Source organism: Actinomycetospora sp. CA-101289 (assembly GCF_050955895.1).
Classification (GTDB): domain Bacteria; phylum Actinomycetota; class Actinomycetes; order Mycobacteriales; family Pseudonocardiaceae; genus Actinomycetospora.
In genome coordinates, this window is the sequence record NZ_CP192093.1 from 1227212 (window position 1) to 1253442 (window position 26231).

The window sequence follows — 26231 nt, forward strand, 5'->3', positions numbered from 1 at the left end:
ACGACATATGACACCTGCTCGTGTTTCATCCGGGTGAAGACTGGCAACCCGTGGCTGACGGCCATTTGGCCGTTACTCACGGTTCCCGATACTAACGGTACCGTGTAGTATGGCGGAGGTGAGCACCGTGAGCGAAGCCGAGGGCACCACGCCCGGCCGCCTGCCCCGTGGGGTCAACCGGTTGCGCAAGGTCGCCGCCCGGTTCACCACCCCCCTCCTGCCCGACGACTACCTGTCGCTGATCAACCCGCTGTGGTCGGCGCGGGAGCTGCGCGGCAAGGTCGTCAAGGTCGTCCCCGAGACCGGGGACGCCGTCACCCTCGTCATCAAGCCCGGCTGGGGCTGGTCGTTCGACCACCAGGCCGGCCAGTACGTGGGCATCGCCGTCCAGGTCGAGGGCCGCTTCCACTGGCGGTCGTACTCCCTGACCTCGCCGCCCCGGCGCGACCAGGGCCACCTGTCGGTGACGGTCAAGGCCATGCCCGAGGGCTTCCTCTCGAAGCACCTCGTGGAGGGCCTGGAGCCGGGCACCATCGTGCGCCTCGCCCCGCCGCGCGGTGAGTTCGTGCTGCCCGACCCGCCGCCGGACAAGATGCTCTTCCTCACCGGCGGCAGCGGCGTCACCCCGATCATCGCGATGCTGCGCACACTCGACCGCCGCGGCACGATGCCCGACGTCCTCATCGCGCACTCGGCGCCGGACGAGGACAGCCTGATCTTCGGCGAGGAGCTCGACCGGCTCGCCGGGAAGCACGAGAGCCTGCGGGTGCACAAGCAGTACACCCGCTCCGACGGGCACCTCGACCTCGACAACCTCTCGGAGCTCTGCCCGGACTGGCGGGATCGCCAGACCTGGGTCTGCGGGCCGAACTCCCTGCTCGACGAGGCCGAGCGCGTCTACACCGACGCCGGCCTGGAGGACCAGCTCCACGTCGAGCGGTTCTCGGTCGACATGTCCGGCGGCGAGGCCGAGGGCGGCACGGTGCGCTTCGCGCAGTCCGACGTCGAGATCGAGATCGACGGCGCCACCACCCTGCTCGAGGCCGGCGAACAGGCCGGCCTGCAGCTCCCGTTCGGCTGCCGCATGGGCATCTGCCACACCTGCGTCGTGCCGCTGCGCGACGGCGTCGTCCGCGACCTGCGCGACGGCACCGAGCAGCGGGCCGACGGCAGCGGCGGGGCCGACTGGGACGCCATCAAGATCCAGACCTGCATCGGCGCCGCCGCGGGCGACGTCGTCATCGACTTCTGACCCACCGACACGCACGACCGCCCGACCGACCGTCGACGAGGACCCGGACGTGTTCACCGTCCTGGAGAGGAAGAACCTTATGGCCATTGCGGACGTCAAGGAGTTCGCCCACCTCAACGAGGCCGACGTGGAGGCCCTCGGACGCGAGTTCGACCAGATCCGCGCCGAGTTCGAGGAGAAGCGGGGCGACGAGGACGCTGCCTACATCCGGCGCCTCATCACCATCCAGCGCCGGCTCAACGTGGCCGCGCGGGCGATGCTGTTCGGCAGCCACCGCCGCGAGCTGTGGTGGGCCGGCGCGCTGACGCTGGGCGTGGCCAAGATCCTCGAGAACATGGAGGTCGGCCACAACGTCATGCACGGCCAGTGGGACTGGATGAACGATCCCGAGGTCCACTCGTCGACGTGGGAGTGGGACAACGTCTGCCCCGCGGACCAGTGGAAGCACTCCCACAACTACCTGCACCACACGTACACGAACGTGATCGGCAAGGACAAGGACGTCGGGTACGAGATCCTCCGCGTCCGGTCCGACCAGCCGTGGCACCCGTACTACCTCACCCAGCCCGCGGTCAACACGCTGCTGATGGTCGCGTTCGAGTACGGGGTGTCCCTGCACGACCTCGACATCGACGGCCTCGTGAAGCTGCAGCTCGAGGACCCGGAGGAGTTCAAGCGCAAGCTGATCGCCATCGGGCGCAAGCAGGCCCGCCAGATCGGCAAGGACTACGTGCTCTTCCCGGCGCTGACCGGCAAGAACTTCCTGTCGACGGCCACCGCCAACTTCACCGCCAACATCATCCGCAACGTGTGGTCGTACGCGATCATCTTCTGTGGGCACTTCCCGGACGGCGCCGAGGTGTTCACCGAGGAGGAGCTGGAGAACGAGACGCAGGGCGAGTGGTACCTGCGCCAGCTGCTCGGCTCGGCCAACTTCACGGGCAACCGGCTCATGCACGTCATGTCGGGCAGCCTCGGCTACCAGATCGAGCACCACCTGTACCCCGACCTCCCGTCCAACCGGTACCCGGAGATCCAGGAGAAGGTCCTCGCGATGTGCGAGAAGTACGACCTCCCCTACACCACCGGGTCGTTCCCGCGGCAGTTCTGGCAGGCCACCCGGTCGATCTGGCGGCTCTCGCTGCCGGCCCGGAAGCTGCGCGAGGCGTCGGAGAAGCGGCAGTCCCTCGGGTTGCCGCGCCACAGCGGAGCGGTCCCGTCCACCGGCGACCAGACCCCGCAGACGCCGCAGACCCCGCCGGCCCCGGCAGACACGCCCGGGCACCCCGGCCCGACCGGTTCGACGTACGAGAACCGGCACAGCGAGGGCTGAGCAGGAACTGAACGAAGGGCGCCTCCGGTCGATCACTTCGACCGGGGGTGCCCTTCGCTCGTTCAGGACCCGAGGGCCAGGACGTTGCAGACGTCGCCGCGGGGGCCGGTGCTCGTGAGCCCGCGGCGGGACCCGATGCGCTCGGCGAGGTGCTCGGCGTCGCGTCCGACGCCCGAGAAACGCCCGGAGCCCCACGTCCACAGCCACGGCAGGCCGAGGAAGTACAGGCCGGGGGAGCTGGTGACGCCGCGGGTGTGGGCCGGCGCGCCGCGTCCGGAGAACACCGGCACGTCGACCCAGCGGAAGTCCTGGCGGAAGCCGATGCACCAGACCACGGAGGTGATGCCGGTGTCGGCCAGGCGCAGCTCGGCGACCTCGGGGCCCGGACGCCAGACCGGGGCGTAGCGCGGCTCGACGGGCGCGTCGACCTGCTTCTCGGCGATGTGCCGATCGATCGTGTCCTTGATCGACTCGGAGACCTCGTCGGCGTGGTCGAGGCGCCGGGTGAGGTCGGTGTCGAAGTGCAGGACCCCGTCGCGGTGGTCGGTGAGCAGGCCGTAGAGGCGCATGCCGTCGCGGGCGTGGGCGCGCAGGTCGATGTCGCGCCCACCGTCGCGCCCGGTCACGTAGTGGTTTGCCTGGGCGCGGACCGCCTCCCGGCGCGGGTGCTCGGTGACGGGCATGTCGTAGTAGCCCATCTCGGCGAGCCAGTCGGTGACGTCGCGCCCGCGGTAGAAGCGCGCGACGCGCGGGGCGTCGCCGACGACGAGGTGCACCCGGCGGCCCTCGAGGTGCAGGTCCTCGGCGATCTGCGCGCCGGACTGGCCGGAGCCGACGACCAGGACCTCGCCGGGCGGGAGCTGGGCGCCGCTCTTGTAGTCCTGGGACGGCACCTGGGTGATGCCCGCGGGCAGCGGCTGGGACAGGGGCGGGGTGATCGGCGTGTGGTAGCCGCCGGTTGCCACGACGACCTGGTCGGCGGTGAGGTCGCCGGCGCTCGTCGCGAGGTGGTAGGTGCCGCGCTCGTCGCGCGTCAGATGCTTGACCTCGACGCCCTCGACCACCGGCGGGTCGACGAACGCGCGGTAGGCCTCGAGGTAGTCGACGATCTGCTCGCGCACCATGAACCCGTGCGGGTCGTCGCCCGCGTACGGGAAGTCGGGCAGCCGGCACTGCCAGTTCGGCGTGACGAGGCAGAACGTGTCCCACCGGTAGGTCTTCCAGGAGTGCGCGACCTGGGCGCGCTCGAGCACGACGTGGTCGATCCCGCGGCGCTGCAGGCAGCGGCTCATCGAGAGCCCGGCCTGCCCACCACCGACCACGGCCACCGGCCAGTGCCGCCCGGCCAGGTCGTCCGGGCCCGGGGGCCGCTGCCGAGAGGTCCCGGTGTGCGGGGCCGTGTCGGTGGTGAGCGCCATGGTGATCACGGTGCGCGCGCGCTGTTGCCTGGTGGTTGCCGCCTGACTGCTGCGGGGTTTCCGTGTGTAACGGGTCCCGGGCCGACGGCTCAGGTGGTCGGTTCGCAGCCGCCCGAGACGTAGAAGTCCGCGCTCCGGCCGGCGTCGTTCCCGGTGTAGAAGCGGTACGACACGCTGCGACCGTCGGAGGAGAAGTCCCCGGTGTAGTAGCTGTTGTCGACGGCTCCCTGCGGGGTTCCCTGGGACCTGTCGAGGAGAGTCCCGGCGGGACACGTCACGGAGACGCCGATGTTCCCGGTGAAGTTCCCCCGCCCCGTGAAGTAGGACCTCCGCGCGTCCGCGCTGCACTCGATGGTCACGTCGCGGTTGCGCACGTCCTCGTAGGTCATGGCGGTGCCGTCGGCGCACCTGATGGTCTTCAGCGGCCGGTCGGTCGTGCCGCCGGTGCCGCCGGTGCCGCCGGTGCCGCCGCCTGCGCCGCCGCCTGCGCCGCCGCCGCCTGCGCCGCCCCCGCCGCCGCCCGCGCCGCCGCCGCCGCCCGCGCCGCCGCCCGCGCCGCCGCCCGCTGGCCGGGTGGTCGGCCGAGCTCGGCCCCGATCCCGAGGACGGCAGCGCGCCGGTGATCACGTGGACCTCGCCGTCCGGACATCGCTGGTCGGTGCCCTCACCGGCGCTCGACCCGCCGCGGTGGGACAGCGACGCGGACGACTGGCCCCTCGACATCGACTCCTGGCGGCGCCGGGAGGCCCAGCCGCGCCGGGTCGACCCCTGGCGGCGCGCCGTCTGAGCGCACAGGAGGCACACGGCCGCCCACCTCCGACCGCCCACCGCCCTCCCGGTCGCCGGGAGCCGTACTGCGCCGGGCGATCAGCCGGGCGAGGCTGACCGCGTGCGGACGGACGTGGTCGTCGTGGGTGCCGGACCGGCCGGCCTGGTGCTCGCGTGGCTGCTGCAGCGCGCGGGCGTGGCGACGGTGGTGGTCGAGGCCCAGACGCGCGAGGAGCTCGGGAAGCTGCCGAAGGCGGGCATCGTCGAGTACCGCACCGTGCAGATGCTGACCGCCGAGGGGCTGGGCGGCGCCGTCCTGGACTTCGCCGCGGAGAACCACCGCTGCGAGTTCCGGACCGCCGACGAGGCGGTGCTCGTCGACTACGGCGCGCTCACCGGGGGACGGCCGCACTACGTGTTCCCCCAGCACGAGCTGGTGGCGCGGGTCGCGGCGTCGCTCCAGGACGAGGGCGGCACCGTCCTGTTCGAGCAGCGGGTCACCGCCGTCGAGCAGGACGCGCACGAGGCGCGGGTGACCACGACGGGTCCCGGCGGGACGCAGGAGCTCGTCGCCGACGTCGTGGTCGGGTGCGACGGCGCGGGCAGCGCGGTGGCGCGCTCCCTCGCCGGCGACGTCACCCAGCACGACCACCGTCACCCGCACCGGTTCCTCGTGATCAGCGCCGCCATGCCGTCCCTGGTCGACCACACGATCTACGCCGCCCACCCGCGCGGTTACGCCGCCCACATGCGGCGGCTCCCGGAGGTCACGCGCCTGTACCTCGAGGTCCCCGGCGACCAGGGGCCCGCCGACTGGCCCGTGCCCCGCATCCGCGAGGAGGTCGGACGCCGTCTCGGGGTGGGCCGGGCGCTGGAGGGCGTCGAGCTGCCCGAGGTGGACGTCCTCGACCTCCGGACGCGGGTGACGACGCCGATGCAGCACGGGCGCGTGTTCCTGGTCGGCGACGCGGCGCACCTGATCACGCCCGCCGGGGGCAAGGGGATGAACCTCGCCCTCGGCGACGCGGTCGAGCTGGCGCACGGGCTGATCCAGCGGTACGGCCCGACGCGGGACGGCGCGCGGGCGGATGCCTACAGCGCCACCCGCCTCCCGGCGATCTGGCGGACCCAGGCGTTCTCCGACTGGTTCCTGCGCGTCATCTCCGCGCCCCCGGTGACGGGCGACGGCCGCGACGGCTTCGGCCTGGGCCTGCGAGAGGGCTGGGTCGGCGCGCTGCAGCGCGATCCGCTGCTGCGCCGCTGGTTCGCCCACGCCTACGCGGGCGTCGACCCGGACCCCGAGAGCTGACGACCCTCACGCGCCGTGCGTCGCCGCCGACCGGTAGTCGGTGTACGTGTACGGGTTGTCGAGGATCTTGGTCTCGGGCACGTCGGGGTTCATCCCCTGCTGCCACGCCTCCTCGCCGAGCGTGCCGCGCAGGTGCTCCACGGTCTGCTCCACGGTGCGGCGGGCCGCGGCCAGGTCGACGCCGACGAGGCGGTGGTCGCGCTTGACCACGCGGCCGTCGACGAGCACGGCCTCGACGTCACCGCGCTGGGCCTGGAAGACGACGTGGCCGTAGGGGTGCAGCACGGGGAAGCCGACCGGCGAGTGCTCGTTGCGGATGAGCACGAGGTCGGCCTTCTTGCCCACCTCGACGCTGCCGAGGTCGCTCTCGCGCCCCAGCGCGCGCGCCCCGCCGAGCGTCGCCATCTCGACGACGTGCTCGGCCCGCAGGGCGTGGTGCGTGACCGTCTCGCCCTGGGCGTGGGCCTCGAGGTGCTCGCGGGAGCGGTCGGCGCTCAGCGTGGAGCGCATCGCGGAGAACAGGTCGCCGCTCCACCACATCGAGGTGTCCATCGACAGCGACATCGGGATGTCGTGGCGGCGCAGCACCCAGGAGGGCGGGTAGCCCTGGCCGGCGCTCTGCTCGGACTCGGTGGACACCGACACCGAGCCGCCGGTGGCCGCGATCCGGTGGTAGGAGTCCGTCGACAGCGTCGCGGCGTGGACGTACACCGTCGCCGGGTCCATGTACCCGTGCTCGTGCATGAGGCGGATGCCGTCGTCGTTGGTCGCGCCCCACACGCCGGCGTGGGTGGTCACCGGCAGGCCGAGGTCGCGGGCGACGTCGAACGCCGGCCTCTCCGGGAACGACGGGTCGCCGGTGACGTCGAAGGCGAGCTGGAAGCCGTCGACGTCGCCGCGGCGGCGCTCGAGGACGTCGCGGAAGCCCGGGTCGGCGGTCCAGTTCGCGGGGGCGTCCTGGATGTTGCCGTAGGCGAGCACGAAGCGGCCGGGCACGGACGCCAGGGCGTCGACCGCGGCGTCGGCGTGCTGGGGGGTCTGCAGGTTGTGCGACCAGTCGACGCAGGTGGTGACGCCGGCCTCGACCGCCTCGAGCGCGGCGAGCAGGCCGCCGGCGTGGATGTCCTGCGGGCGGAAGACCTTGCCCCACTCCAGGTAGTTCCACACGAAGTACTGCGTCAGCGTCCAGTCGGCGCCGTAGCCGCGCATCGCCGTCTGCCACATGTGCCGGTGGGTGTCGATCATGCCGGGCATGACGACGCCGCCGGTCGCGTCGATCTCCTCCGTGCCGGCCGGCACCTCGAGGCCGACGCCGATCGCGGCGACGCGGTCGTCGACGACCAGGACGTCGTGGCCCTCGAGCACCGTGCGCGCGGCGTCGACGGTGAGCACGGTGCCGCCGCGCAGGACGACCGGGCGCCGCTCGGGCGTGGGCTGGCTCATGACGTGGCTCCTCGCCGGTGTTCCACCCGTGACCAGCCGCGGAGTCCGAGCGGACGGACGTCCGGCCAGCGGTCAGATGACGCGGATCACTGTCGTCCAGGGTCGTCCCGCTGTCAACGATCGCCCGGAGCCTGTGGCGATCGACCGCGAGGAAACCCTGCTGTCCGCCAGGCGGTCGGGCCGCTACTGTCCGGGGCGTCGCCCGGTCACCGGGCCCGAGGAGGGTGGGTGCCATGCCGCGGGACGGAGCGGGGCCCGACTTCATCGAGGCCCTGGCGCGCGGGCTGGACGTCATCACCGCGTTCGGGGCGGCGCGGCCGGCGATGACGCTCGCCGAGGTGGCGTCGGCGACCGGGCTCGCCCGGCCCACGGCCCGCCGCATCCTGCTCACGCTCGCCGAGCTCGGCTACGTCCGCACCGTCGAGCGGGGCTACACGCTCACCCCGCGGGTGCTCGACCTCGGGGTGTCCTACGTCGACGCCCTCGGCCTCTGGGACGTCGCCCGCCCGCACCTCGAGCGCCTGGTCGCGCGCACCGGCGAGTCGTGCTCGATCGCCCAGCTCGACGGCTCCGACATCGTCTACGTCGCCCGGGTGGCCGTGCCGAAGATCGTGTCGCTGACCGTGCAGATCGGCACCCGGTTCCCCGCGCTGCCCACGTCGCTGGGCAAGGTCCAGCTCGCGGCCCTGGCGCCCGACGAGCTCGAGCGCGTGCTCGCCGAGCCCACACGCTCGGGCCTCACGCCGCGGTGGCGGCCGGACCGCGAGGAGCGCGACGCGGCCCTGCGCGAGGTGCGCGCCCGCGGCTGGGCGCTCACCGACGAGCAGCTGGCCCCGGGCATCCGCTCGGTCGCCGCGCCGCTGCGTGACGGCGAGGGCCGGGTCGTCGCCGGTGTCAACGTCAACTGCCACGCCGCCGAGACGTCCGTCGAGCACCTGCTGGAGCGCCACCTCCCGCTGCTGCTCCAGGCCGCGGGCGACATCTCCGCCGACTTCGCGCGGCGCACCGCGCTGCCCCGGGTGACGCTGCCCGCGTCGTGATCACGGGTTGACAGGGCCCTCCCGCGGGGGTTTCGATCGACGGGGGCGGACGGGTGTCCGTCCAGCGGACGAGGAGGGTCGATGGCCGACGACGGCAGCGCGGCGACCACCGGCGGGCCGCTGGCCGGCCTCCTGGTGGCCGACTTCTCGCGCGTGCTCGCCGGGCCCTACGCCACGATGCTGCTGGCCGACCTCGGCGCCGAGGTGGTCAAGGTCGAGTCGCCCCAGGGCGACGAGACGCGCACGTGGACGCCGCCGACCCGCGACGAGATCTCGACCTACTACCTCGGGATCAACCGCGGGAAGCGCTCGATCGCGCTGGACCTGCGCGACCCCGACGACGTCGCGGTGGCGAAGGAGCTCGCCCGCCGCGCCGACGTCCTCATCGAGAACCTGCGTCCGGGCGGCATGGCCAAGTACGGGCTCGACTACGCGTCGGTCGCCGCCGACAACCCGGCGCTGGTCTACGCCTCGATCTCCGGCTTCGGCTCCACGGGCGGCGCGCACGTGCCGGGCTACGACCTCATGGTGCAGGCGGTGTCGGGGCTGATGAGCCTCACCGGGCCCAAGGACGGGCCGCCCTACCGAGCCGGCATCTCGATGTTCGACGTCATGGCGGGCAAGGACGCGCTGATCGGCATCCTCGCCGCGCTGCGCCACCGCGACGCCACCGGCCGGGGCCAGCACGTCGAGCTGAGCCTGCTGGCGTCGGCGATGTCGGGGATGGTCAACCAGAGCTCGGCCTACGTCGCGGGCGGCGTCGTCCCGCACCGCATGGGCAACGCGCACCCCAGCGTCGTGCCCTACGAGCCGCTGCCCACCGCCGACAACGACATCGTCATCGCCGCGGCCAACGACGGCCTGTACCGCAAGGTCTGCCAGGTGCTCGGCGTGCCCGAGCTCGCCGACGACCCGCGGTTCGTCCGCAACGCCGACCGCACCGAGCACCGCGAGGAGCTGCGCCCGCTCCTGATCGAGGCCCTGGCCACCAAGGGTGCCGACGAGTGGTTCGAGCTCCTCGTCGACGCCGGCGTGCCGTGCGGGCCGATCAACTCCGTCGCCGGCGGCTTCGCCATCGCCGAACGCTTCGGGCTCGACCCCGTCGTCACCGTCGGCGAGGGCGAGCGCGCGGTGCCGACCACCCGCAACCCAATCCGCTTCTCCGACACCCCGGCGACCTACGAGCTCCCGCCGCCGGAGCTCGACGAGCACGGGGACGAGCTGCGGCGCTGGCTCGCGTCGCCGGAGGGCCGGCAGTGACCGCCGAGTACCCCACCGCCCTCGGTGCCGCCTCCCGCGAGACGATCACGCTGCTCGGCCACGACCTGGCCCGCGACGTCATGGGCGAGGTGTCGTTCGGCGAGCTGGCGTTCTGGCTGGCCACCCAGCGGCGCCCGACGCCGGGGGAGACCCGGGTGTTCGAGGCGGTGCTGGCCGCGCTCGCCGACCACGGGTTCACCCCGACCGCGATCATCACGCGCCTGACCTACCTGTCGGCGCCCGACTCCGTGCAGGGCGCGCTGGCCGCGGGCCTGCTCGGCGGGGGCTCGCGCTTCCTCGGGGTCACCGAGGACTGCGGACGGTTCCTGCACGAGGTCCTCGTCGAGCACCGCCCCCTGCCCACCGATGACGCCGGCTGGGACGCCGTGGCCCTGGAGACCGTCCAGCGGCAGCGCGAGGCCGGGAAGTTCGTCCCCGGCCTGGGCCACCACGTCCACAAGGACGGCGACCCGCGCACGCCGCGGCTCATGACGATCGCGACCGAGGAGGGTCTCTACGGCCCGCACCTGGCGCTGTTCGCCGCGATCGGGCGGGTGCACCCGCAGGTGCTCGGCAGGACGCTGCCGCTCAACGGGGCGGGGGTGTGCGGGGCGGCGCTGGCCGACCTCGGGCTGCCGCTCGAGCTGCTGCGCGCGTTCGCGCTGCTGGCCCGCACGGCCGGGCTCATCGGCCAGCTCGCCGAGGAGCTGCGCCACCCCGTCGCGAACGAGGTCTTCCTGTCGGTGGACCTGAACAACCGCCCGACGGATCCTGATCCCCTCGACCCGCCGGATCTCTGAGCCCCAGGAGGGCGCGATGGCGCACCCGGTCACCCCCGACCCCAGCACGGTCACGGCCGTCACCGAAGACACGATCACCGAGCTCGCCGCGGCCCGGTGGTCGACGGCGCACGACCCGCGCCTGGCGCAGCTGATGAGCTCGCTCGTGCGCCACCTGCACGCGTTCGCCCGCGAGAACGGCCTCACCGAGGCCGAGTGGATCGCCGCGATCCGCTGGCTCACCGACACCGGCCAGATCAGCGACGAGAAGCGCGAGGAGTTCATCCTCGCCTCCGACGTGCTGGGCCTGTCGATGCTCGTCGTGCAGCAGAACCACCGGCTGGCCCCCGAGGCGACGCCCGCGACCGTGCTCGGCCCGTTCCACATCGAGGGCTCGCCGGAGCTCGGGTTCGGCGGCGACATGTCCGACGGCGTGCCCGGCGCCCCGCTGTTCGTGCACGGGGTCGTCCGCGCGCTGGACGGCGCGCCGGTGCCCGACGCGGTGCTCGACGTGTGGCAGGCCGACGCGGAGGGCGCGTACGAGTCGCAGCTCCCGGAGGTAGACGAGGCCCGCCTGCGCGCCAAGTACACGACGCGCGCCGACGGCACCTACTGCGTGCGCACGATCGCCCCGCTGGGCTACGCGATCCCCATGGACGGGCCGGTCGGGCACCTCGTCGCGCGCACCGACATCAGCCACTACCGCCCCGCGCACGTGCACTTCCTGCTCAACGTGCCGGGGTACGCGCCGCTGATCACGCACCTGTTCCAGGAGGGCGCGCCGTACCTCGACAGCGACGTCGTGTTCGGGGTGAAGCGCGAGCTGGTCGTCGCGTTCACCGAGCGCGCGCCGGGCCCGACGCCGGACGGCGGGCAGAGCGACGTCACCTGGTACGAGGCCGTCTACGACTTCGTGCTCCAGCCGACCTGACGGCCGCTCCCGGTGACCACCGGACCCGCTCTAAGCCGTGCCTCGTCGCCCGTTCAGACCATTACCCCGCTGGTAGCGCGGAGTAATGTCACGGTGTGCCAACGGCGCCGCCGTCTGCGTGACGGGAAGTGAGCGCGGACGCGCTCGGAGGACGGACGTGCGGTGAGGGGCCGGGGGCGATGGCGTTGAGGTTCGGACGTGTCGCCGACGTCGCCGGGCTGGACGCGGAGCTGGCGAGCGCCCGCGAGGCGATGGCCACGGGCAAGCGCAGCAAGGCCCGCCGCGCGTTCCGCCGCGTCGTCACCGACGCGCCCGCCGTGCCGGCCCCGGACCCGCGCGCCGTCGCCGAGCGGCACGGCGCCGCCCTCATCGGGCTCGGGGACCTCGACTGGGCGGAGGGGCAGCAGGCCGAGGCCCTCGCGTCCTACCGGGAGGCCGTCCGGTACGCCCGGGTCCCGCCGCCGGTGTGGCGCGTGCTGGCGGAGGACGCCGCGACGCGCCAGGACGCCGGCACCCAGGCCCTCGACGAGGTGGTCGGCCACCTGGGGGTCGAGCACCCCGCGGCCTGGTCGCCCGTGGTCGTGCGGTTCGCCCAGCAGGTCTGCTTCCCGCCCGACGGGGTCGACGCCGACGCGCACGCCCGAGCGGCGTCGCTGGCCGGGCGCATCGCCGGGGCCGCCCCGCGGGTCGAGTGGGCGCACCGCGCGCGGGGGTTCGCGCTCGCGACCCTGGGCCGGCCCGCCGAGGCGGCCTCCGCGCTGCGGGAGTCCGAGCGCCTGGACCCCGGCCACGCGGTGGTCCCGTACTGGCTCGGCGTGCTCCACCACGAGGCCGGCGACCTCGACGGCGCCCACGACGCGTTCCGGCGCTCGCTGGCCCTCGACGGCGCCCAGCCCGAGGTCCTGCGGTGGGCGGCGCGCACGGCGCTCGCACGGGCCGACCGGGACGGCACCGGCCCCGGGCGTGCGGGCACCGCCGTGGACGAGGCCGTCGCCCGGCTCGGCGAGGCGACGCGCCTGCAGCCCGCCCGCGCCGAGCTCTGGTTCGAGCTCGGCCGCGCCCTGCTGCGCCGCGACCGGCCCGCGGCGCGGCGCCCGCTCTCGACCGCCGCGCACCTGGCGCCCGGGATGCGGGACCACCACCTCGCGCTGGCCGACCTGGCCGTCGACCTCGGCGAGCCCGAGGAGGCGCTCGCGGTCCTGCGCAACGCGCAGCGCCACGTCCCGCCCGACGTCGAGGTGCGCCGGCGGCTCGGCGCGGTCCTCCTGCATCTCGGCCGGCCCGCCGAGGCCGAGGCGCCGCTGCTCGCGGCTGCGGCCGCCGCCCCCGGCGACCGCGAGCTGGGCCGCCGGCTCGCCCGCTGTCACCTCGCGCTCGACCACCCCGAGCGCGCGGTGGCCTTGCTCGAGGTCGTCGCCGAGCGCACCCCGGCCGAGGCGGAGCTGCTCGCGCGCGCCCGGGCCGCCCGCGGCGAGGCCGAGGCGGCCGTCGCGGAGCTGGAGGCCGCGCGGCGGCGCGCGGGCGGGCGCCTCGAGCCCGGCCCTGCGTTCGTCCTGGGGTGCCTGCGGGCCCGCGCGCGGCGGTGGGCGGGCGCGGTCGAGGCGTTCGACGAGGCCCGGGCCGGGTCCGGTCGCACGCGGCCGCCCGCCGATCTCGACCTGCACACCGCCGTCGCCTGCCTGCGCCTCGGCGAGACCGACCGCGCGCGGCGCCTGCTCGAGACGGCGCCGGACGACGCGCGCCGGCAGTACGCGCTCGGGTCGCTGGCCGCCGCCGACGACGACTGGGGCGCCGCGGGCATGGCGTTCTCCCGGGCGCTCGCCCTCGACCCCGCGCACCGCGAGGCGCGGGTCGGGCTCGGCGTCGCGCTCGAGCACGCCGGGCGGCCGGGCGAGGCCGCCGACGCCTACGAGAGCGCCCTGCGCGAGGCGCCGGACGACGTGTGGTTGCGGAGCCGGCTCGCCGCCACCTGCCTGCTCGCCGACCGCCCCGTCCCGGACGGGCGGGAGACCGACGTCGTCCGCCTGCGCGCCCTCGCGCTCGCACGGGGCGGCCTGTTCGGGAAGGCCCGCCACACGTGGATGTCGGCGGTCGGCACCGACGACCCGGGGGGCATCGCCGCGGCCGACGCCCGCACCGCCGGGAACCACCAGGCCTGGTCGGCCCTGCGTGACGGCGACGCGGCGTGGGCCCTGCGGCTGTGGGAGCCGATCCGGGTCGCCGACCCGCACGACGCGTGGCTCGCGGGCGCGGTGGCCGAGGCGGCGCTGCGCGCGATCGCCGCCGAGGCCCGGGCCGGCGGCGCCGTCGAGCACCTGCGGGAACGCCTGGAACCGGCCCTCGCACTCGCCCCCGACGACTCCCGCCTGCGGTACCTCGCGGGTCTGCTCGCCCTGCGCGACGAGGACGGGAGGGCCGCCGCGATCCTCCTGCGCGACGTCGACGACCCGTACCACCGGGCGCTCGCCGCCGCGATGGCCGGCGACCCCGGCGAGACCCCGTCCTCCGTCGGCCCGGCGCGGTTCGCCCTCCTGCGCGGCACGGTGCTGGCCCGGGCGGGCCGGTGGTCGGACGCGCTGACCGCCTGGGCCGCGGGGCTGGCGGCCTCCGGTCCCGGCCGGTGGCCGTGGACCCTGCTGCTCGACGGCATCGCCCGGGCCGCGGTCGGGGCCGCCGCCCCCGCGTGGGGCGCCGGCGTGCTCGCTCCCTTCGTCACGGCGTCGCCGGCCGCGGCGCAGCGGGCGGCCCTCCTGCACCTCGAGGCCGGTGACCCCGACGCCGCGCGCCCGGTGCTGGACGCCGAGACGGCGCCGGTGCCGGCGGAGGGCGAGCGTGCGGGCCTGCGGGCCGCGCTCGCCCGCGGGGCGCTGCGGTACGCGGTGGACCGGCTCGGCGTCGAGACGCTGGACGGCGCCGTCACGGCCCTGTCGCGCGCCGCCGCCGTCGACCCGTCCACCGCGCTCGGGCGGCGGGCGGCGTCGTGGGCCGCCGAGGTGCGCGCCCTGCCGCTCGGGGTGGACGACGACCTGACCACGGCCCTGGTCCACGCCGAGGGACGGCTGCGCCGCGACCCGACCGACCTCGTCGCCGCGCACCACGTCGCCGTCCTGAGCCACCGCGTGCTGCTCGCGTCCGAGCCCGGCGCCGCGGCCCCGTCGACGGTGTGGCCCGTCCCCGGCCTGCTCGTGGCCACGTGGGGCGCGGTCCTCGCGAGCCCGGGCTTCTGGGCGTCCCTCGCCACGCTCACCGGGCGCGAGCCCGACCCCGAGGCCCGCGAGCAGGTCAGCGACGAGTTCTCCGACGAGGTCGTCCGGGGCCTGCGCGACCGCGCGATGCGGGACGGGGCGGGCACCGCCGTGCCGCACCTCGAGCTCGACTGGGGCATCGAGCTGCGGGTGGCCCGCGCGGTCGCCGACCTGCCCGCCGCCCGGTCCTCGCTGCGCCCGACCTGGTTCGCGTGTGGCCCGCGGATGCTGGAGATGCTCGAGGCCGCGGGCACGGATGGCGCCGCGCTGGCCACCGACGTCCGCCGCACCGCCGAGCGCTCCGACGCCGACCTCGCCGCGCTCCTCTCGCCCTGGGCGCGGGCCCGCTACCTGCTCGACGAGGGACGCCCGGACGACGCCCTGGAGCACCTCGCGGGCACCGACGCCTCGCCGCAGCGCACGCGGCTGCGCGCGGAGGCGTGGACGGCGACGGGCGTGACGCGGGCGGAGACGAAGGACTGGGCGGGCTCGGTGAAGGCCTTCCTCGCCGCGGGCGAGGCCGGCGCCGACCTCGCCCCGCACGCCGAGCACGCGCGGCGGGCGGCCTCGAAGCGCGCCGGCGAGATCACGCGCACCGACGGCCGCCACGCCCGGGCGGTGGAGGTCATGGAACGGGTGCGTGCCCTGCTGCCCACCGACGCCGGCTACGACGCCGACCTGGCCGCGGTGCTCTCGCAGCACGCCCTCGAGCTCAACAACGACCAGAAGGACTACGAGGGCGCCATCACGGTGCTGCGCCGCGCGGTCGCCCTCACCCCGCCGGACCCGACCACCACCCGCTACGCCCGCGTGGCGATCATCAACCTGGTCCAGGAGCTGGTCGGGGACCCCGGCGCCATCGACCGCCTGGAGGCGCTCGTGGGCGAGGCGGTCGCCCTGGAGCCGGACGCCACGGCCCGGACGGAGGCGCGCCGCGTCGCGGGCACCGTGGTGCACAACGCGGCCGTGGAGCACGCCAAGGCGGAGCGCTACGACGCGGCCGTGCGGCTGTTCGGCCTGTCGCTGCGCGTCGAGGACGACGCCCGCACCCGCTCGGAGGCGGCCCTGGCCCACGCCCGCCGGGCCGGGGTCCGGCTCGACCGCGGGGACCGCGCCGGCGCCCGCGTCGACCTGCGCGGCGCCGTCGCGCTCGACCCCGAGAACACCCGCTACCGCACGTTGCTCGCGCAGCTCGACTAGCTCGACCAGGAGGTCGCCGTGTCCCCGCCCGCCCCGTCGCCCTACCGGATCCTGGGCGTCACGTCCGCCGCCTCGCCCGACGAGGTCCGGCGGGCCTACGCGCGGGCGCTCAAGGAGCGCCGGCACCCGCGCGAGCAGATCACCGCGGCCTTCAACCGCCTGCGCGACCCGCGCCGGCGGCTGGCCCAGGACCTGCGCGAGCTCGACGTCGGCGGCCTCCTGGCCCGGCTGCGCGAGCAGGTCGCCGCCGAGGCGGCCGCGCCGCTGGTCGACGACGCGTCGACGCCGGTGCCGTCGTGGTCGGCGCTGGTCGACCCGGACGCCGCCGGCTGGGACCCGCCGGCGGCCGACGTCCCCGCCCCGCGCGCGGAGTACCGGTCCGCGCGCCTGCTCGAGCCGCCGCCCGCCGCGGCGCTCCCGATCCCGGAGTTCCGCCTCCCGTGAGCGAGCACCACGACCCCTGGGCGATCGACGAGGCCCCCGTCCCGGTGCCCGACGCCGTCGCCGCCCTGGACCTGGCGCGGGCGACGGCGGCCTGGTCCGGGCTCATCGTGGGCCGGGGCGAGCTGGAGAGCCGCCGCGAGGCCGAGGCCCGGAAGGCCGACGCGACCCTGCGCGGCCTGCTCACCGACCTCGTCGGCGTGCTGGACGCGCTCGACCGCACCGTCGGCGCCGCGACCGGTGACGACCCGGGCATGACGGCCGCCGTGTCGTCCACCCGCCGGCGCCTGGCCCGGGTGCTGCGGCGCCAGGGGGTCGAGCAGGTGGAGCAGACGGGACCGGTGGACCCGGAGACCTCGGACATCGAGGACGCCGAGCCGCACCCGGACCTGCCCCCGGAGACCGTCGTCCGGGAGACCATCGCCGCCTACCGCTGGAACGGGGTGGTGCTGCGGCGGGGTTCGGTGATCGCATCGTCGGGTCCGGCCGGGCGCCCCGCGCCCGCGCCGGGGGAGTGAGGGGGAGACGTGCAGCGCGTACTGGGGATCGACCTGGGCACGACCAACTCGGTGATGGCCTGGATGCGCCGGGGCCAGCCCGAGATCGTGCCGAACAAGAACCGGGACTCGACCCCGTCGGTCCTCGGGCTGGGCAAGAACGGCGAGCTGCTGGTGGGGGACAAGGCCGGCGCCCGGGAGAGGGTCGACCCCGCCAACGTGGTCCGCTCGGTGAAGCGGTTCATGGGCCGGCAGTTCGCGGACCCGGAGGTGGCCCGCGCCGCGGAGCGGATGGCCACCGCGGTCGCCGCCGGGCCCGACGGCGACGTCGCGATCACGTTCGCGGGGCGCTCGTACAGCCCCACCGAGCTCTCCTCGATGATCCTGCGCCGGCTCAAGGAGGAGGCCGAGGACAGCGCGGGCGTCGAGTTCCCGCGCGCCGTGATCACCGTGCCCGCGTACTTCACCGAGCGCCAGATCCTGGCCACCCGCCAGGCCGGGCGGCAGGCCGGCTTCCAGGTGCTCAAGGTGCTCGACGAGCCCACCGCCGCCGCCCTCGCCTACGCCTACCAGCGCGAGGAGCCCGAGGACGCGACGCTGCTGGTGTTCGACCTGGGCGGCGGGACCTTCGACATCTCGGTGCTGCTCGTCGTCGAGGGCGTGTTCACGATCCTCGACATCGAGGGCGACAACTTCCTCGGCGGTGACGACTTCGACGCCCTGCTCGCCGAGCGGGCCGCCGCCGAGTTCCGGGCGCTCGGCAGCCGGCTGGGCGCCGCGGACCGCGTCACCGTCCGCAGCGAGGCCGAGCGCGCCAAGATCGACCTGTCGACCGACCCGGACGCCGAGCTCAACCTGGCCAACCTCGGCACCCCACCCGAGACGGTCGACCTCGAGATCGACCGCGCCGACTTCGTCGAGCTCATCCGCCCGCGCGTCGACCGGGCCCTCGAGCTCGTCGTCGAGGCGATGCGGGTCGCGGACGTCGACCCGGCCGGCATCGACCAGGTGCTGCTGGTCGGCGGGTCGACGGCCGTGCCGTACGTGCGCGAGCGGCTCGCGGAGGTGTTCGGGGCCGATCGGCTGCGCACCGGCGTGCACCCCATGAAGTCGGTGGCCCTCGGCGCCGCCGTGCACGGCACCCACATCGCGGAGGTGCGCTGCGAGCACTGCGACGCGGCGTCGCCGGTGGCGGCGGAGGAGTGCGTCGCGTGCGGGCGCTCGCTGCGCCCGCCGGTGAAGATCACGTGCCCGATGTGCTTCCTGGCCGCCGACGCCGGTGTCGCGTCGTGCCCCAAGTGCTCGTTCCCGCTGGGCGGCGCCGTCACCGGGGGCCCCGACCGGATGGCGCCGGAGCCGGCCGCGCCGGCGACCACGACGCTCTCGGTCGACGTGCCCGCCGAGCCCGACGGCCAGCAGTGCCGCGCGTGCGGGACGGTCAACGTGCAGGGGGCCACCACCTGCGCGACGTGCGGGCACGCGCTGGTCGAGCCGGTCCTGGAGATCACGCCGCAGGACCGGGGCATCGAGCTGCACGACGGCACGATGAGCGTGGTCATGCCCAAGGGGACGCCGTACCCGACGTCGGCGCAGGAGTTGGTCAGCCGCGACTACGTCACCGCGGTCGCCGACCAGCGCCGCCTGGAGATCGTCGTCTACGAGGGCGGCTCCGAGATCGCCGGCCGCAACGCCCTGACCGGCTACCTGACCATCGCGCTGCCGCCCGGCCTGCCCCGCGGCGCCCCGATCAACGTGGCGTTCGGGCTGGACGCGAGCAAGACCCTCACCGTCGAGGTGCGGGTCCGCGCCCTCGGCGACGACCCGCACCGCGTGACCATCCAGCACGAGCGGATGCTCGGGCCGGACGACCTGCGCCGCGTCGAGGAGCAGCGGCTCAAGACCACCGACTTCGTCGACCGCTGGAGCGGCGAGCTCAGCCCGGCCGAGGCGGGCGTCTTCTACGACCTCATCGGCGAGATGGACGCGACGATGGCCGACGGGCGGGTCACCCGGGCCCAGGCCGAGGAGACCAACCGGCGGGCCGACCGCCTCGTCGAGACCGTCGCGGAGATCCGCGGCTTCGACGCCTTCCTCTCGGCGCTGCTGGTGGGCGCGGGCAAGTACCTCGACCCCGACGACCGCGACGAGATCCTGCGCTTCTCCACCGAGATCGACGAGGCCCGCGACCGCGCCGACTGGGGTGCCGCGTCGGTGGTCGTCGGGCAGGGCCGCGAGCTCACCGGCGGCTTCCCGCGCGAAATCCACGACCTCGTCTACTGCCGTACGTTCTCCCGCCAGGGCTCGGTCTCGGCCGGGCTGGGCCACCGGATCGAGACGGCCCTGACCGCCTACGACGACGCCCACGACAAGGGAGACCGCGCCGGCAAGCGCGGGGCCGCCGCCCACCTCGCCGAGCTGTGGGACGAGGTCCAGGCCGAGCTCAAGACCAACCGCGACGGCCCGGTGGCGGTCACCAAGCCCCGCCAGGCCGGACGGTGACGCGGGCCGCGGGGCCGTCGCTGGAGCCGGTCCGCTGCCCGCTGTGCGCCGTCCCGCCCGGCCCGGACGGCGTGTGCCCGGACTGCGGCGAGGACCTGACCCCGCTGTCGCACCTGCAGGCCCGGCCGGTGCTGCTCTACAACCGGGCGCTCGCGCTGGCCGCGGCGGGCGACGACGACCGCGCGGTGCGGGCGGTGTCCGCGGCGCTCGCCGAGGACGAGCGCTTCGCCGACGCGTGGGTGGTGCTCGGCAAGCTCGAGGCGCGCCGCGGGCACCGGGACGACGCCCGCCGCGCCTGGCGCTCCGCCCTCGACGTCGAGCCCGGGCACGCCGGCGCGCAGGCGGCGCTGGCCGCCCTGGACGAGGCGGCCCCGGACCCCGAGCCGGCACCCCGGCGGCGCGTCCTGCCGCTGGTCCTGGCCGCCCTGCTCGTGCTCGCGCTGGTCGCGGCCGCGCTCGCGTTCCTCCTGCCCCGGTCCCCGGGAGCGCCGGTCGCCGGGGGCTCGCCGCTCACCGTCCTCACGCGCGACCGCACGGTCACGGTGCTGGGCGGGGTGCCCGACGCGCTGGCCCGCGAGGCCCTCGTCCGTGCTGCCGGCGCCGGGGCCCCCGGCGCGGCGGTCGCGGCCGACGGGCTGGACGTGGCGCCGGGCGTGCCCCCGCCCGCCGTGGCCCCGGAGCAGCTGACGGGCCTCGTGCGGCTCCTCGCCGCGGCGCCCGGCGCGCACACGCTGACCGTCGCGGGCGGGCGGGCCGTGCTCGGCGGCGACCCGGGACCGGGCCTCGCCGACGGCCTGCGCACCGCGCTGCCGGGGGTCGAGGTGGTCGACACCGCGGCGGTGTCCGCCCCCGCCGGCGGCTCCGACGCCCGCCTGCTCGGGGACGCGGTCGCCGCGGTGCAGGGCCTCGCGCCGATCACGTTCCCGGGCGCCGCGGGCGACCCGTCGCCCGCGGGGGCGGCCACGGCGCGGACGCTGGCCGGGCTGCTCGCCGGGCAGCGCACGCCCGCCGTGGTCGAGGGCTACGCGGCGCGCACCAGGGGTGGCTCGCCCGAGGGCGCGCGGCAGCTCTCGGAGGTCCGGGCCGCGAGCGTCCGTGCCATCCTCGTGGCCGGCGGCGTCGACCCCGCGACGATCACCGTGCGGGGGCTCGGGGACGCCGACCCCCAGCCTACCGTTGCCGCCAGCCGTCGCGCCGTCGTCCGCCTCGGCGCTCCCTGACCCCGGAGGTGCCCGTGCCGAGCCTGCCCCTGCTGCCCACGTCGCTGGTCGGGAGCTACGCCCAGCCCGAGTGGCTCATCGACCGCGGGAAGCTCGCCGGCCGCTTCCCGCCGCGCGTGCGGGCGCAGGAGCTGTGGCGGGTGGCGCCGGAGCTGCTCGGACAGGCCCAGGACGACGCGACCCTGCTGGCGATCCGGGCGCAGGAGGACGCCGGGCTCGACGTCGTCACCGACGGCGAGATCCGGCGCGAGAGCTACTCCAACCACTTGGCCACCGCGCTCGACGGCGTGGACGTCGACAACCCGGGCACCGCGCTGGACCGCAGCGGCCACCCCAACCCCGTCCCGCGGATCACCGGGCCGATCAGCCGCCCCGCGCCGATCCAGGTCGACGACCTGCGGTTCCTGCGCGCGGCGACCGACCGGACGATCAAGATGACCGTGCCCGGCCCGTTCACCATGTCGCAGCAGGCGCAGGACGACCACTACGGCGACCCGGGTGAGGCGGCCCTGGCCTACGCCGCGGCCGTCAACGCCGAGATCCGCGACCTGTTCGCCGCCGGCGCCGACGTCGTCCAGATCGACGAGCCCTACATGCAGGCCCGCCCCGACGCCGCGCGCGAGTACGGGCTCGCCGCGCTGAACGCCGCCCTCGAGGGCGTCACCGGCACCACCGCGGTGCACATCTGCTTCGGCTACGCCGCGATCATCCACGCCCGGCCCGAGGGCTACTCGTTCCTGCCCGAGCTGGCCGGCTCGCCCGTCGACCAGATCTCCATCGAGACCGCGCAGTCCGGGCTCGACCTCGGGGTGCTCCGCGACCTCACCGACAAGACGATCATCCTCGGGGTCCTCGACCTGTCGACCCCGGAGGTCGAGGACGCGGAGACCGTCGCCGGGCGCGCCCGGCGCGCCTTCGACCTGCTCCCGCGCGAGCAGGTCGTGCTGGCCCCCGACTGCGGGCTGAAGTACCTGCCGCGGGAGTCCGCGGCCGGCAAGATGCGCGCCCTCGCGGCCGGCGCCCGGCTGCTGCGGGAGGAGGCCGGGTAGCCCATCGGGCGCAACGGGTACCAGGACTCGCGAGGCGTACGCGTCAGTAGCTGCGTCACCACGAGGAGGAGTCCATGGCCGACCCGGCCGAGACGAACAAGGCGACCCGCGCCGGTCAGCGCGTCGCCGGCGCGGTCAAGCAGGCCGCCGGCGCGGTCACCGACAACCAGGACCTGCGCGCCGAGGGCGAGCTGCAGCAGGAGAAGGCCGACGCCGCCAAGGAGGCGAAGCGCGCCGACGAGTTCGCAGAGCAGAAGCGCGAGGAGGCCGAGGCGCGCGCCAAGGCGGAGGAGCTCGAGGTCGAGCGCGAGCGCATGGCCGCCGAGGACACCGCGGCCGCCCGCGAGCAGCGGGCCGAGCAGGACCGCGCGGCCGAGCAGCAGCAGGCCGCGCAGGACACCGCGGTGCGCAAGCAGGCCACCGAGCAGGTCGCGCAGTCCCGTGAGCAGGAGCTGCGCCGCGACGAGGTCGACGCCGTCAAGGAGCGCGCGGCGGCCGAGGAGCGGGCGCAGGACGAGGAAGTCCGAGCCGAGCGCGCGCGCCGCGACGCGGAGGCGCTCGAGAACGTGGAGGAGACCTGAGATGGCGAACCCTGTGGCAGTGGTACCGCGGACGCTCGTGTCGATCGGCTTCGGCGTGGCCCGCGTGCCCGTCGACCTGCTCGCGCAGGTGACCGGCAACGGCGGCAACCGCGAGTGGGGGCCGACGCTGGCGTTCGACAGCGTCGAGGCCACGGTGCGGGGCGTCCTCGGTTCCGTGCTCGGTGACCCCGAGATGGCCGGTCAGGGCCAGGTCAAGGAGGCGCGGGTCCAGCAGCGCTCCGAGGCCGCCGAGCGCGACCAGGCCGCCGACGCGCGCCGCGAGGTGGCCGACGAGCGCCTCCAGGAGCGTCGCGAGTCCGACCAGCAGCGCCGCGAGCAGGTGCGCGGCCAGAAGCAGGAGCAGCAGCAGCGCCTCGAGGAGGAGCGCCGCCAGCGCGCGCAGAAGGCCGAGGAGCGCGAGCAGCAGCGCAAGGAGCAGGCCGAGAAGGACAAGGCGAAGGCGCAGGAGCGCGCCGACGCCGACGCGCAGGAGGCGCGACGCACCCGCGTCGAGGAGGAGACCGAGGCCGTCAAGGCCGAGCGCGAGGCCGCGGAGCGCAAGGCCGAGGCGCTCGAGCTCGCGGAGGCCACCGACGAGGCCCGCAAGCGTCGCTGACCCCGCCGTTTGACACGGTTCGCGGCCATCTGCATGCTACCGGTAGTTACTGTTACTTCCGGTACGTAGGAGGCTGGGGATGGCCGCGCCCGTGGAGCCGAAGGCCGCCGGTGGCGCCGCGCTCGACCAGATCGCGATCGCCACCGGCGGCGCCGTCGTGCTCACCGCGGCGCTGCTGCTCGGCGGGTGGGCGCACCGGACCGGGCGCACGCAGGTGCTGGCGAAGGCCGCCGCGTTCTTCGAGCGCGCGGCGCCCACGCGGGGCCTGCCCGGCTGGGTCGGGCTCCCGACCTACGCCGCGATGGTCTCGCTGATCACCGCGCTGCTCGGCATGTACTGGGACATCTCCCTGCACATCAGCCAGGGCCGCGACGAGGGCCCGCTGGCCAACATCGCGCACTACCCGATCCTCATCGGCCTGTTCGGGATTTTCGCCTCGGGCGTGCTGGCGATGGTCCTGCCGCTGGGCCGCGAGAAGCCCGGTCCGGCCGCGGTCCGCATCACGAAGGACTGGTACGCCCCGGTCGGCGGCGTGCTCCTCGCCGGCGCGGGCTTCTACGCCCTGCTCGGCTTCCCGCTCGACGACGCGTGGCACCGCGTCTTCGGGCAGGACGTGACGCTGTGGGGCCCCACCCACCTCATGCTCATCGGCGGCGCCGGGCTCTCGCTCGTCGCGCTGGCCGTGCTCGACCGCGAGGGGCGCCTGGCCCGCCAGGGCAGCACCGGCCAGACCGCGGGCCGGCAGTTCCTCTACCGCGGCATGATGATGGGCGGCTTCCTCATCGGCCTCTCGGTGTTCCAGGCCGAGTGGGACTTCGGCGTCCCGCAGTTCCGCATGGTCCACCAGCCCTATCTCATCGCCGCCGCCGCGGCCTGCGCGCTCGTCGTCGCGCGGCTGTGGGTCGGGCGCTACGGGGCGCTGTTCGCCGTCGGCTTCTACCTGCTCGTGCGCGGCGGCGTCGCGGTCGTCGTGGGCCCGGCGCTGGGCGAGCTGTTCGCCACCGTGCCCTTCTACCTCGGCGAAGCCGTGATCATCGAGCTGCTCGCGGTCGTGCTCGCCCGCCGCGTGCTGGCGTTCGGCGTGGTCTCCGGCGTCCTCGTCGGCACTGTCGGCTACGCGGTGCAGTACGCCTGGAGCCAGGTGGCGTTCCCGCTGCCGTGGACCCCCGACATGCTCGGCGAGGGCCTGTTCTCGGCGCTGCTCGGCGGCGTCGCGGGCGGGATCGCCGGGGCGCTCCTGGTGCTCGGGCTCCGGGGCCGGCTCCCGCGGCCCGCGGTGTCGCGCTCGCTGCTGGCGACGTCGCTGGTGCTCGTCGCGGTCGTCGTCGGCAACGCGCTGGTCTACACCGTGCCGCAGGGCGCGAACGCCCAGGTCACCCTCGGGCCCGTGCGCGACGGGATGGCCGAGTCGCTGTCGGTGCGGATGGACCCGCCCTCGACCGTCGACGACCCGACGTGGTTCACGCTCACCGCGTGGCAGGGCGGCGACCTGCACGTCGACCGCCTCGTGCCCGCCGGTGACGGGTCGTGGCGCACCACCGAGCCGGTGCCGGTCTCCGGCGACTGGAAGACGCTGCTGCGCGTGCACGAGGGCCGCAGCATGGGCGGTGTCGAGATCTACCTGCCCGCCGACCCGGCGCTCAACGCCTCCCTGGTGCCCGCCGACCCGTCGTTCACCCGCCCCGTCGTCCCCGAGCACGAGATCCTCCAGCGCGAGCTCAAGCCCGGCGTGCCGGTGTCGCTGTTCACCGTCGGCTCGATCGTCGTGCTCGGCCTGAGCCTCGCGCTGGTGCTCTCGCTGGCGTGGGGCGTCGGGCGCACCGCCCGCTGCGGGCCCGACCCGGTCCGCGGGGTCGAGGGCGAGGACGCGGACCGGCAGGTCGCGCAGGCATGACCGGCGTCGTGGTCCTGGCCGACCACTCGATCATCGACACCGCGCCGTTCTTCCTGCCGGCGTTCCTCGTCGTCGGCGTCCTCGTCGCCATCGTCGTGCGCGACCGGCGGCGCCAGCGGCGCGAGGACGAGGAGGAGACCGAGGACGAGGTCCGCTGACCGTGCGCGCGACGACCCCGCCCGACCTCCTCGCGCACGGCCTCGGCGGGCGGACCGACCTCCCCCTCGACGCGGGCGCGGCCATGGCCGGCGGCGCCGTCGCGGTCGCCGTGTCGTTCCTGGCCCTCGCCACCCTGCGGTCGCGCCCGTGGCTCGACCCCGACCGCGGGCGGGCGCTGCCGGGGCTGACCCGCGTCGTCGACCACCCCGCGCTGCGCGCCGCCGCCCGCGGGCTGGTGCTGGCGCTGACCCTGTTCGTCGCGGTCGTCGGGCTGTTCGGCCCGCCGGCCACCGAGGCGAACCTCGCGCCCTGGGTGCTCTACGTCGTGTTCTGGGTCGGGCTGGCCGTGGTCAGCCCGCTGCTCGGTCCGGTGTGGCGCGCGGTCAACCCCGTGCGCACGCTGGCCCGGCTGCTCCGGTTGTCGGGCACGCGCCGGTTGCCCGAGCGCCTGGGCCACCTGCCCGCCGCGGCCTGGCTGGCCGGGTTCGTGTGGCTCGAGCTGGTCGCCCCCGAGCGCGCCGACCCGCTGCTGGTCGGGGCGCTCGTGCTCGGCTACGTCGCGGTGACGCTGGCGCTGGTCGCGGTGTACGGCGAAGGGTGGTGCGCGCGCGGCGACGGCTTCGAGGTGCTCTCCACCGCGCTCGCGCGCCTGGCGCCCGTCGCGCGCCGGGACGACGGGGTGCTCGCGCTGCGCAACCCGCTGGCGGGGCTGGTGCGGCCCGACCCGGTGCCCCACCTCGCCGTCGTGCTCGTCGTGCTGCTCGGCTCCACCGGGTTCGACGGGCTCACCCGCACCCCCTGGTGGGCGCCGTACGGCGAGTCGGTCGCTGCGGGGACGCTCGGGCTCGCGACGTCGATCCTGGCCGTGGGCCTGCTCTACGGCGTCGCCGTGCGGGCCACCGCGTGGGCGTCCGGGTACCGCGCCGGCCGCGCCCGCCCGTCGTTCGCCACCACGCTGATCCCGATCGCGCTCGGCTACACCGTGGCGCACTACTTCTCGTTCCTGCTCGTCGAGGGCCAGAACGCGGTGCTCCTGGCCGGCGACCCCTTCGGCACCGGGCTCGACCTGTTCGGCACCGCCGGGCGCGCCGTCGACCCGGGGGTCGTGTCGCCGACGGTGGTGGCCGCGGTGCAGGTCAACGCCATCGTGCTCGGGCACGTCGCCGCCACCGTCGCCGCGCACGACCTCGCGCTGCGCGGCGGGACGCGGGCCCGCTGGGGGCAGCTCCCCCTCGTCCTCGCGATGATCGTCCTGACGTGCGCGGCGCTCGGCCTGCTGCTCGGCGGGTAGCCGGGA

The 26231-nt window shown here is 75.4% G+C and carries 22 protein-coding genes; 19 read left to right on the forward strand and 3 right to left on the reverse strand.

Annotated elements, in window-relative coordinates; all coding sequences use genetic code 11:
* Window positions 1–127: 127 nt before the first annotated feature.
* Window positions 128–1252 (forward strand): ferredoxin reductase, encoded by a 1125-nt coding sequence (locus ACQPX6_RS06130; protein ID WP_433786207.1) that lies wholly within the window; start codon window positions 128–130, stop codon window positions 1250–1252.
* A gap of 79 nt (window positions 1253–1331) precedes the next feature.
* Window positions 1332–2585: a fatty acid desaturase family protein gene (locus ACQPX6_RS06135; RefSeq protein ID WP_433788199.1), complete on the forward strand. Its 1254-nt coding sequence runs from the start codon at window positions 1332–1334 to the stop codon at window positions 2583–2585.
* A 62-nt stretch (window positions 2586–2647) separates the two neighbouring features.
* Here the strand turns inward: ACQPX6_RS06135 and ACQPX6_RS06140 are convergent, their stop codons facing one another.
* Both ACQPX6_RS06140 and ACQPX6_RS06145 read right to left on the reverse strand, forming a co-directional pair.
* Window positions 2648–4003 (reverse strand): MSMEG_0569 family flavin-dependent oxidoreductase, encoded by a 1356-nt coding sequence (locus tag ACQPX6_RS06140; RefSeq protein ID WP_433786208.1) that lies wholly within the window; start codon window positions 4001–4003, stop codon window positions 2648–2650.
* Between the two features lie 89 nt (window positions 4004–4092).
* Window positions 4093–4392, reverse strand: a complete 300-nt coding sequence (locus ACQPX6_RS06145; protein WP_433786210.1) for a hypothetical protein — start codon at window positions 4390–4392, stop codon at window positions 4093–4095.
* A 230-nt stretch (window positions 4393–4622) separates the two neighbouring features.
* Here ACQPX6_RS06145 and ACQPX6_RS06150 point away from each other — a divergent pair, with 230 nt between their 5' ends.
* Together ACQPX6_RS06150 and ACQPX6_RS06155 are read left to right on the forward strand one after the other, a co-directional pair.
* Window positions 4623–4790 (forward strand): hypothetical protein, encoded by a 168-nt coding sequence (locus tag ACQPX6_RS06150; RefSeq protein WP_433786212.1) that lies wholly within the window; start codon window positions 4623–4625, stop codon window positions 4788–4790.
* Window positions 4791–4892: 102 nt separating this feature from the next.
* Complete coding sequence (locus ACQPX6_RS06155) at window positions 4893–6080, forward strand: FAD-dependent monooxygenase (protein ID WP_433786213.1); 1188 nt, start codon at window positions 4893–4895, stop codon at window positions 6078–6080.
* Window positions 6081–6086: 6 nt separating this feature from the next.
* On the opposite strand, the gene ACQPX6_RS06160 is transcribed toward ACQPX6_RS06155, so the two are convergent.
* Window positions 6087–7523 carry an amidohydrolase family protein gene (locus ACQPX6_RS06160; protein WP_433786215.1) on the reverse strand — a complete coding sequence of 479 codons (1437 nt, stop codon included), beginning with the start codon at window positions 7521–7523 and terminating at the stop codon, window positions 6087–6089.
* Window positions 7524–7756: 233 nt separating this feature from the next.
* On the opposite strand from ACQPX6_RS06160, the gene ACQPX6_RS06165 reads away from it, so the two are divergent.
* The 15 genes from ACQPX6_RS06165 (at window position 7757) to ACQPX6_RS06235 (ending at window position 26225) form a co-directional block, all read left to right on the forward strand.
* Window positions 7757–8563: an IclR family transcriptional regulator domain-containing protein gene (locus ACQPX6_RS06165; RefSeq protein ID WP_433786217.1), complete on the forward strand. Its 807-nt coding sequence runs from the start codon at window positions 7757–7759 to the stop codon at window positions 8561–8563.
* 81 nt (window positions 8564–8644) lie between these two features.
* Window positions 8645–9823, forward strand: coding sequence for a CaiB/BaiF CoA transferase family protein (locus ACQPX6_RS06170; protein ID WP_433786218.1), 1179 nt, complete (start codon window positions 8645–8647; stop codon window positions 9821–9823).
* Window positions 9820–10623, forward strand: a complete 804-nt coding sequence (locus ACQPX6_RS06175; protein WP_433786220.1) for a citryl-CoA lyase — start codon at window positions 9820–9822, stop codon at window positions 10621–10623. The genes ACQPX6_RS06170 and ACQPX6_RS06175 overlap by 4 nt, the downstream gene beginning before the upstream one ends.
* A gap of 16 nt (window positions 10624–10639) precedes the next feature.
* Window positions 10640–11533, forward strand: a complete 894-nt coding sequence (locus ACQPX6_RS06180) for a dioxygenase (protein WP_433786221.1) — start codon at window positions 10640–10642, stop codon at window positions 11531–11533.
* A 179-nt stretch (window positions 11534–11712) separates the two neighbouring features.
* A complete protein-coding gene (locus ACQPX6_RS06185; protein ID WP_433786222.1) occupies window positions 11713–15978 on the forward strand; it encodes a tetratricopeptide repeat protein in 4266 nt (1421 codons plus the stop codon).
* A gap of 18 nt (window positions 15979–15996) precedes the next feature.
* Window positions 15997–16422, forward strand: coding sequence for a hypothetical protein (locus tag ACQPX6_RS06190; protein WP_433786224.1), 426 nt, complete (start codon window positions 15997–15999; stop codon window positions 16420–16422).
* Window positions 16419–16937 carry a nucleotide exchange factor GrpE gene (gene grpE, locus ACQPX6_RS06195; RefSeq protein WP_433786225.1) on the forward strand — a complete coding sequence of 173 codons (519 nt, stop codon included), beginning with the start codon at window positions 16419–16421 and terminating at the stop codon, window positions 16935–16937. The genes ACQPX6_RS06190 and grpE overlap by 4 nt, the downstream gene beginning before the upstream one ends.
* Before the next feature lie 9 nt (window positions 16938–16946).
* On the forward strand, window positions 16947–19415 hold the full coding sequence (locus ACQPX6_RS06200) for an Hsp70 family protein (RefSeq protein WP_433786226.1): 2469 nt from the start codon (window positions 16947–16949) through the stop codon (window positions 19413–19415).
* Window positions 19412–20635, forward strand: coding sequence for an OmpA family protein (locus ACQPX6_RS06205; protein WP_433786228.1), 1224 nt, complete (start codon window positions 19412–19414; stop codon window positions 20633–20635). The genes ACQPX6_RS06200 and ACQPX6_RS06205 overlap by 4 nt, the downstream gene beginning before the upstream one ends.
* A gap of 14 nt (window positions 20636–20649) precedes the next feature.
* Window positions 20650–21684, forward strand: coding sequence for a uroporphyrinogen decarboxylase family protein (locus ACQPX6_RS06210; protein ID WP_433786229.1), 1035 nt, complete (start codon window positions 20650–20652; stop codon window positions 21682–21684).
* A 74-nt stretch (window positions 21685–21758) separates the two neighbouring features.
* Entirely contained in the window at window positions 21759–22265 is a 507-nt protein-coding gene (locus ACQPX6_RS06215) for a hypothetical protein (protein WP_433786230.1), read from the forward strand.
* A gap of 1 nt (window position 22266) precedes the next feature.
* Window positions 22267–22881, forward strand: a complete 615-nt coding sequence (locus ACQPX6_RS06220; RefSeq protein ID WP_433786232.1) for a hypothetical protein — start codon at window positions 22267–22269, stop codon at window positions 22879–22881.
* Window positions 22882–22960: 79 nt separating this feature from the next.
* A complete protein-coding gene (locus tag ACQPX6_RS06225; protein ID WP_433786234.1) occupies window positions 22961–24775 on the forward strand; it encodes a hypothetical protein in 1815 nt (604 codons plus the stop codon).
* Window positions 24772–24933, forward strand: coding sequence for a hypothetical protein (locus tag ACQPX6_RS06230; protein WP_433786235.1), 162 nt, complete (start codon window positions 24772–24774; stop codon window positions 24931–24933). The genes ACQPX6_RS06225 and ACQPX6_RS06230 overlap by 4 nt, the downstream gene beginning before the upstream one ends.
* A gap of 2 nt (window positions 24934–24935) precedes the next feature.
* Entirely contained in the window at window positions 24936–26225 is a 1290-nt protein-coding gene (locus ACQPX6_RS06235) for a hypothetical protein (RefSeq protein ID WP_433786236.1), read from the forward strand.
* Window positions 26226–26231: the final 6 nt, after the last annotated feature.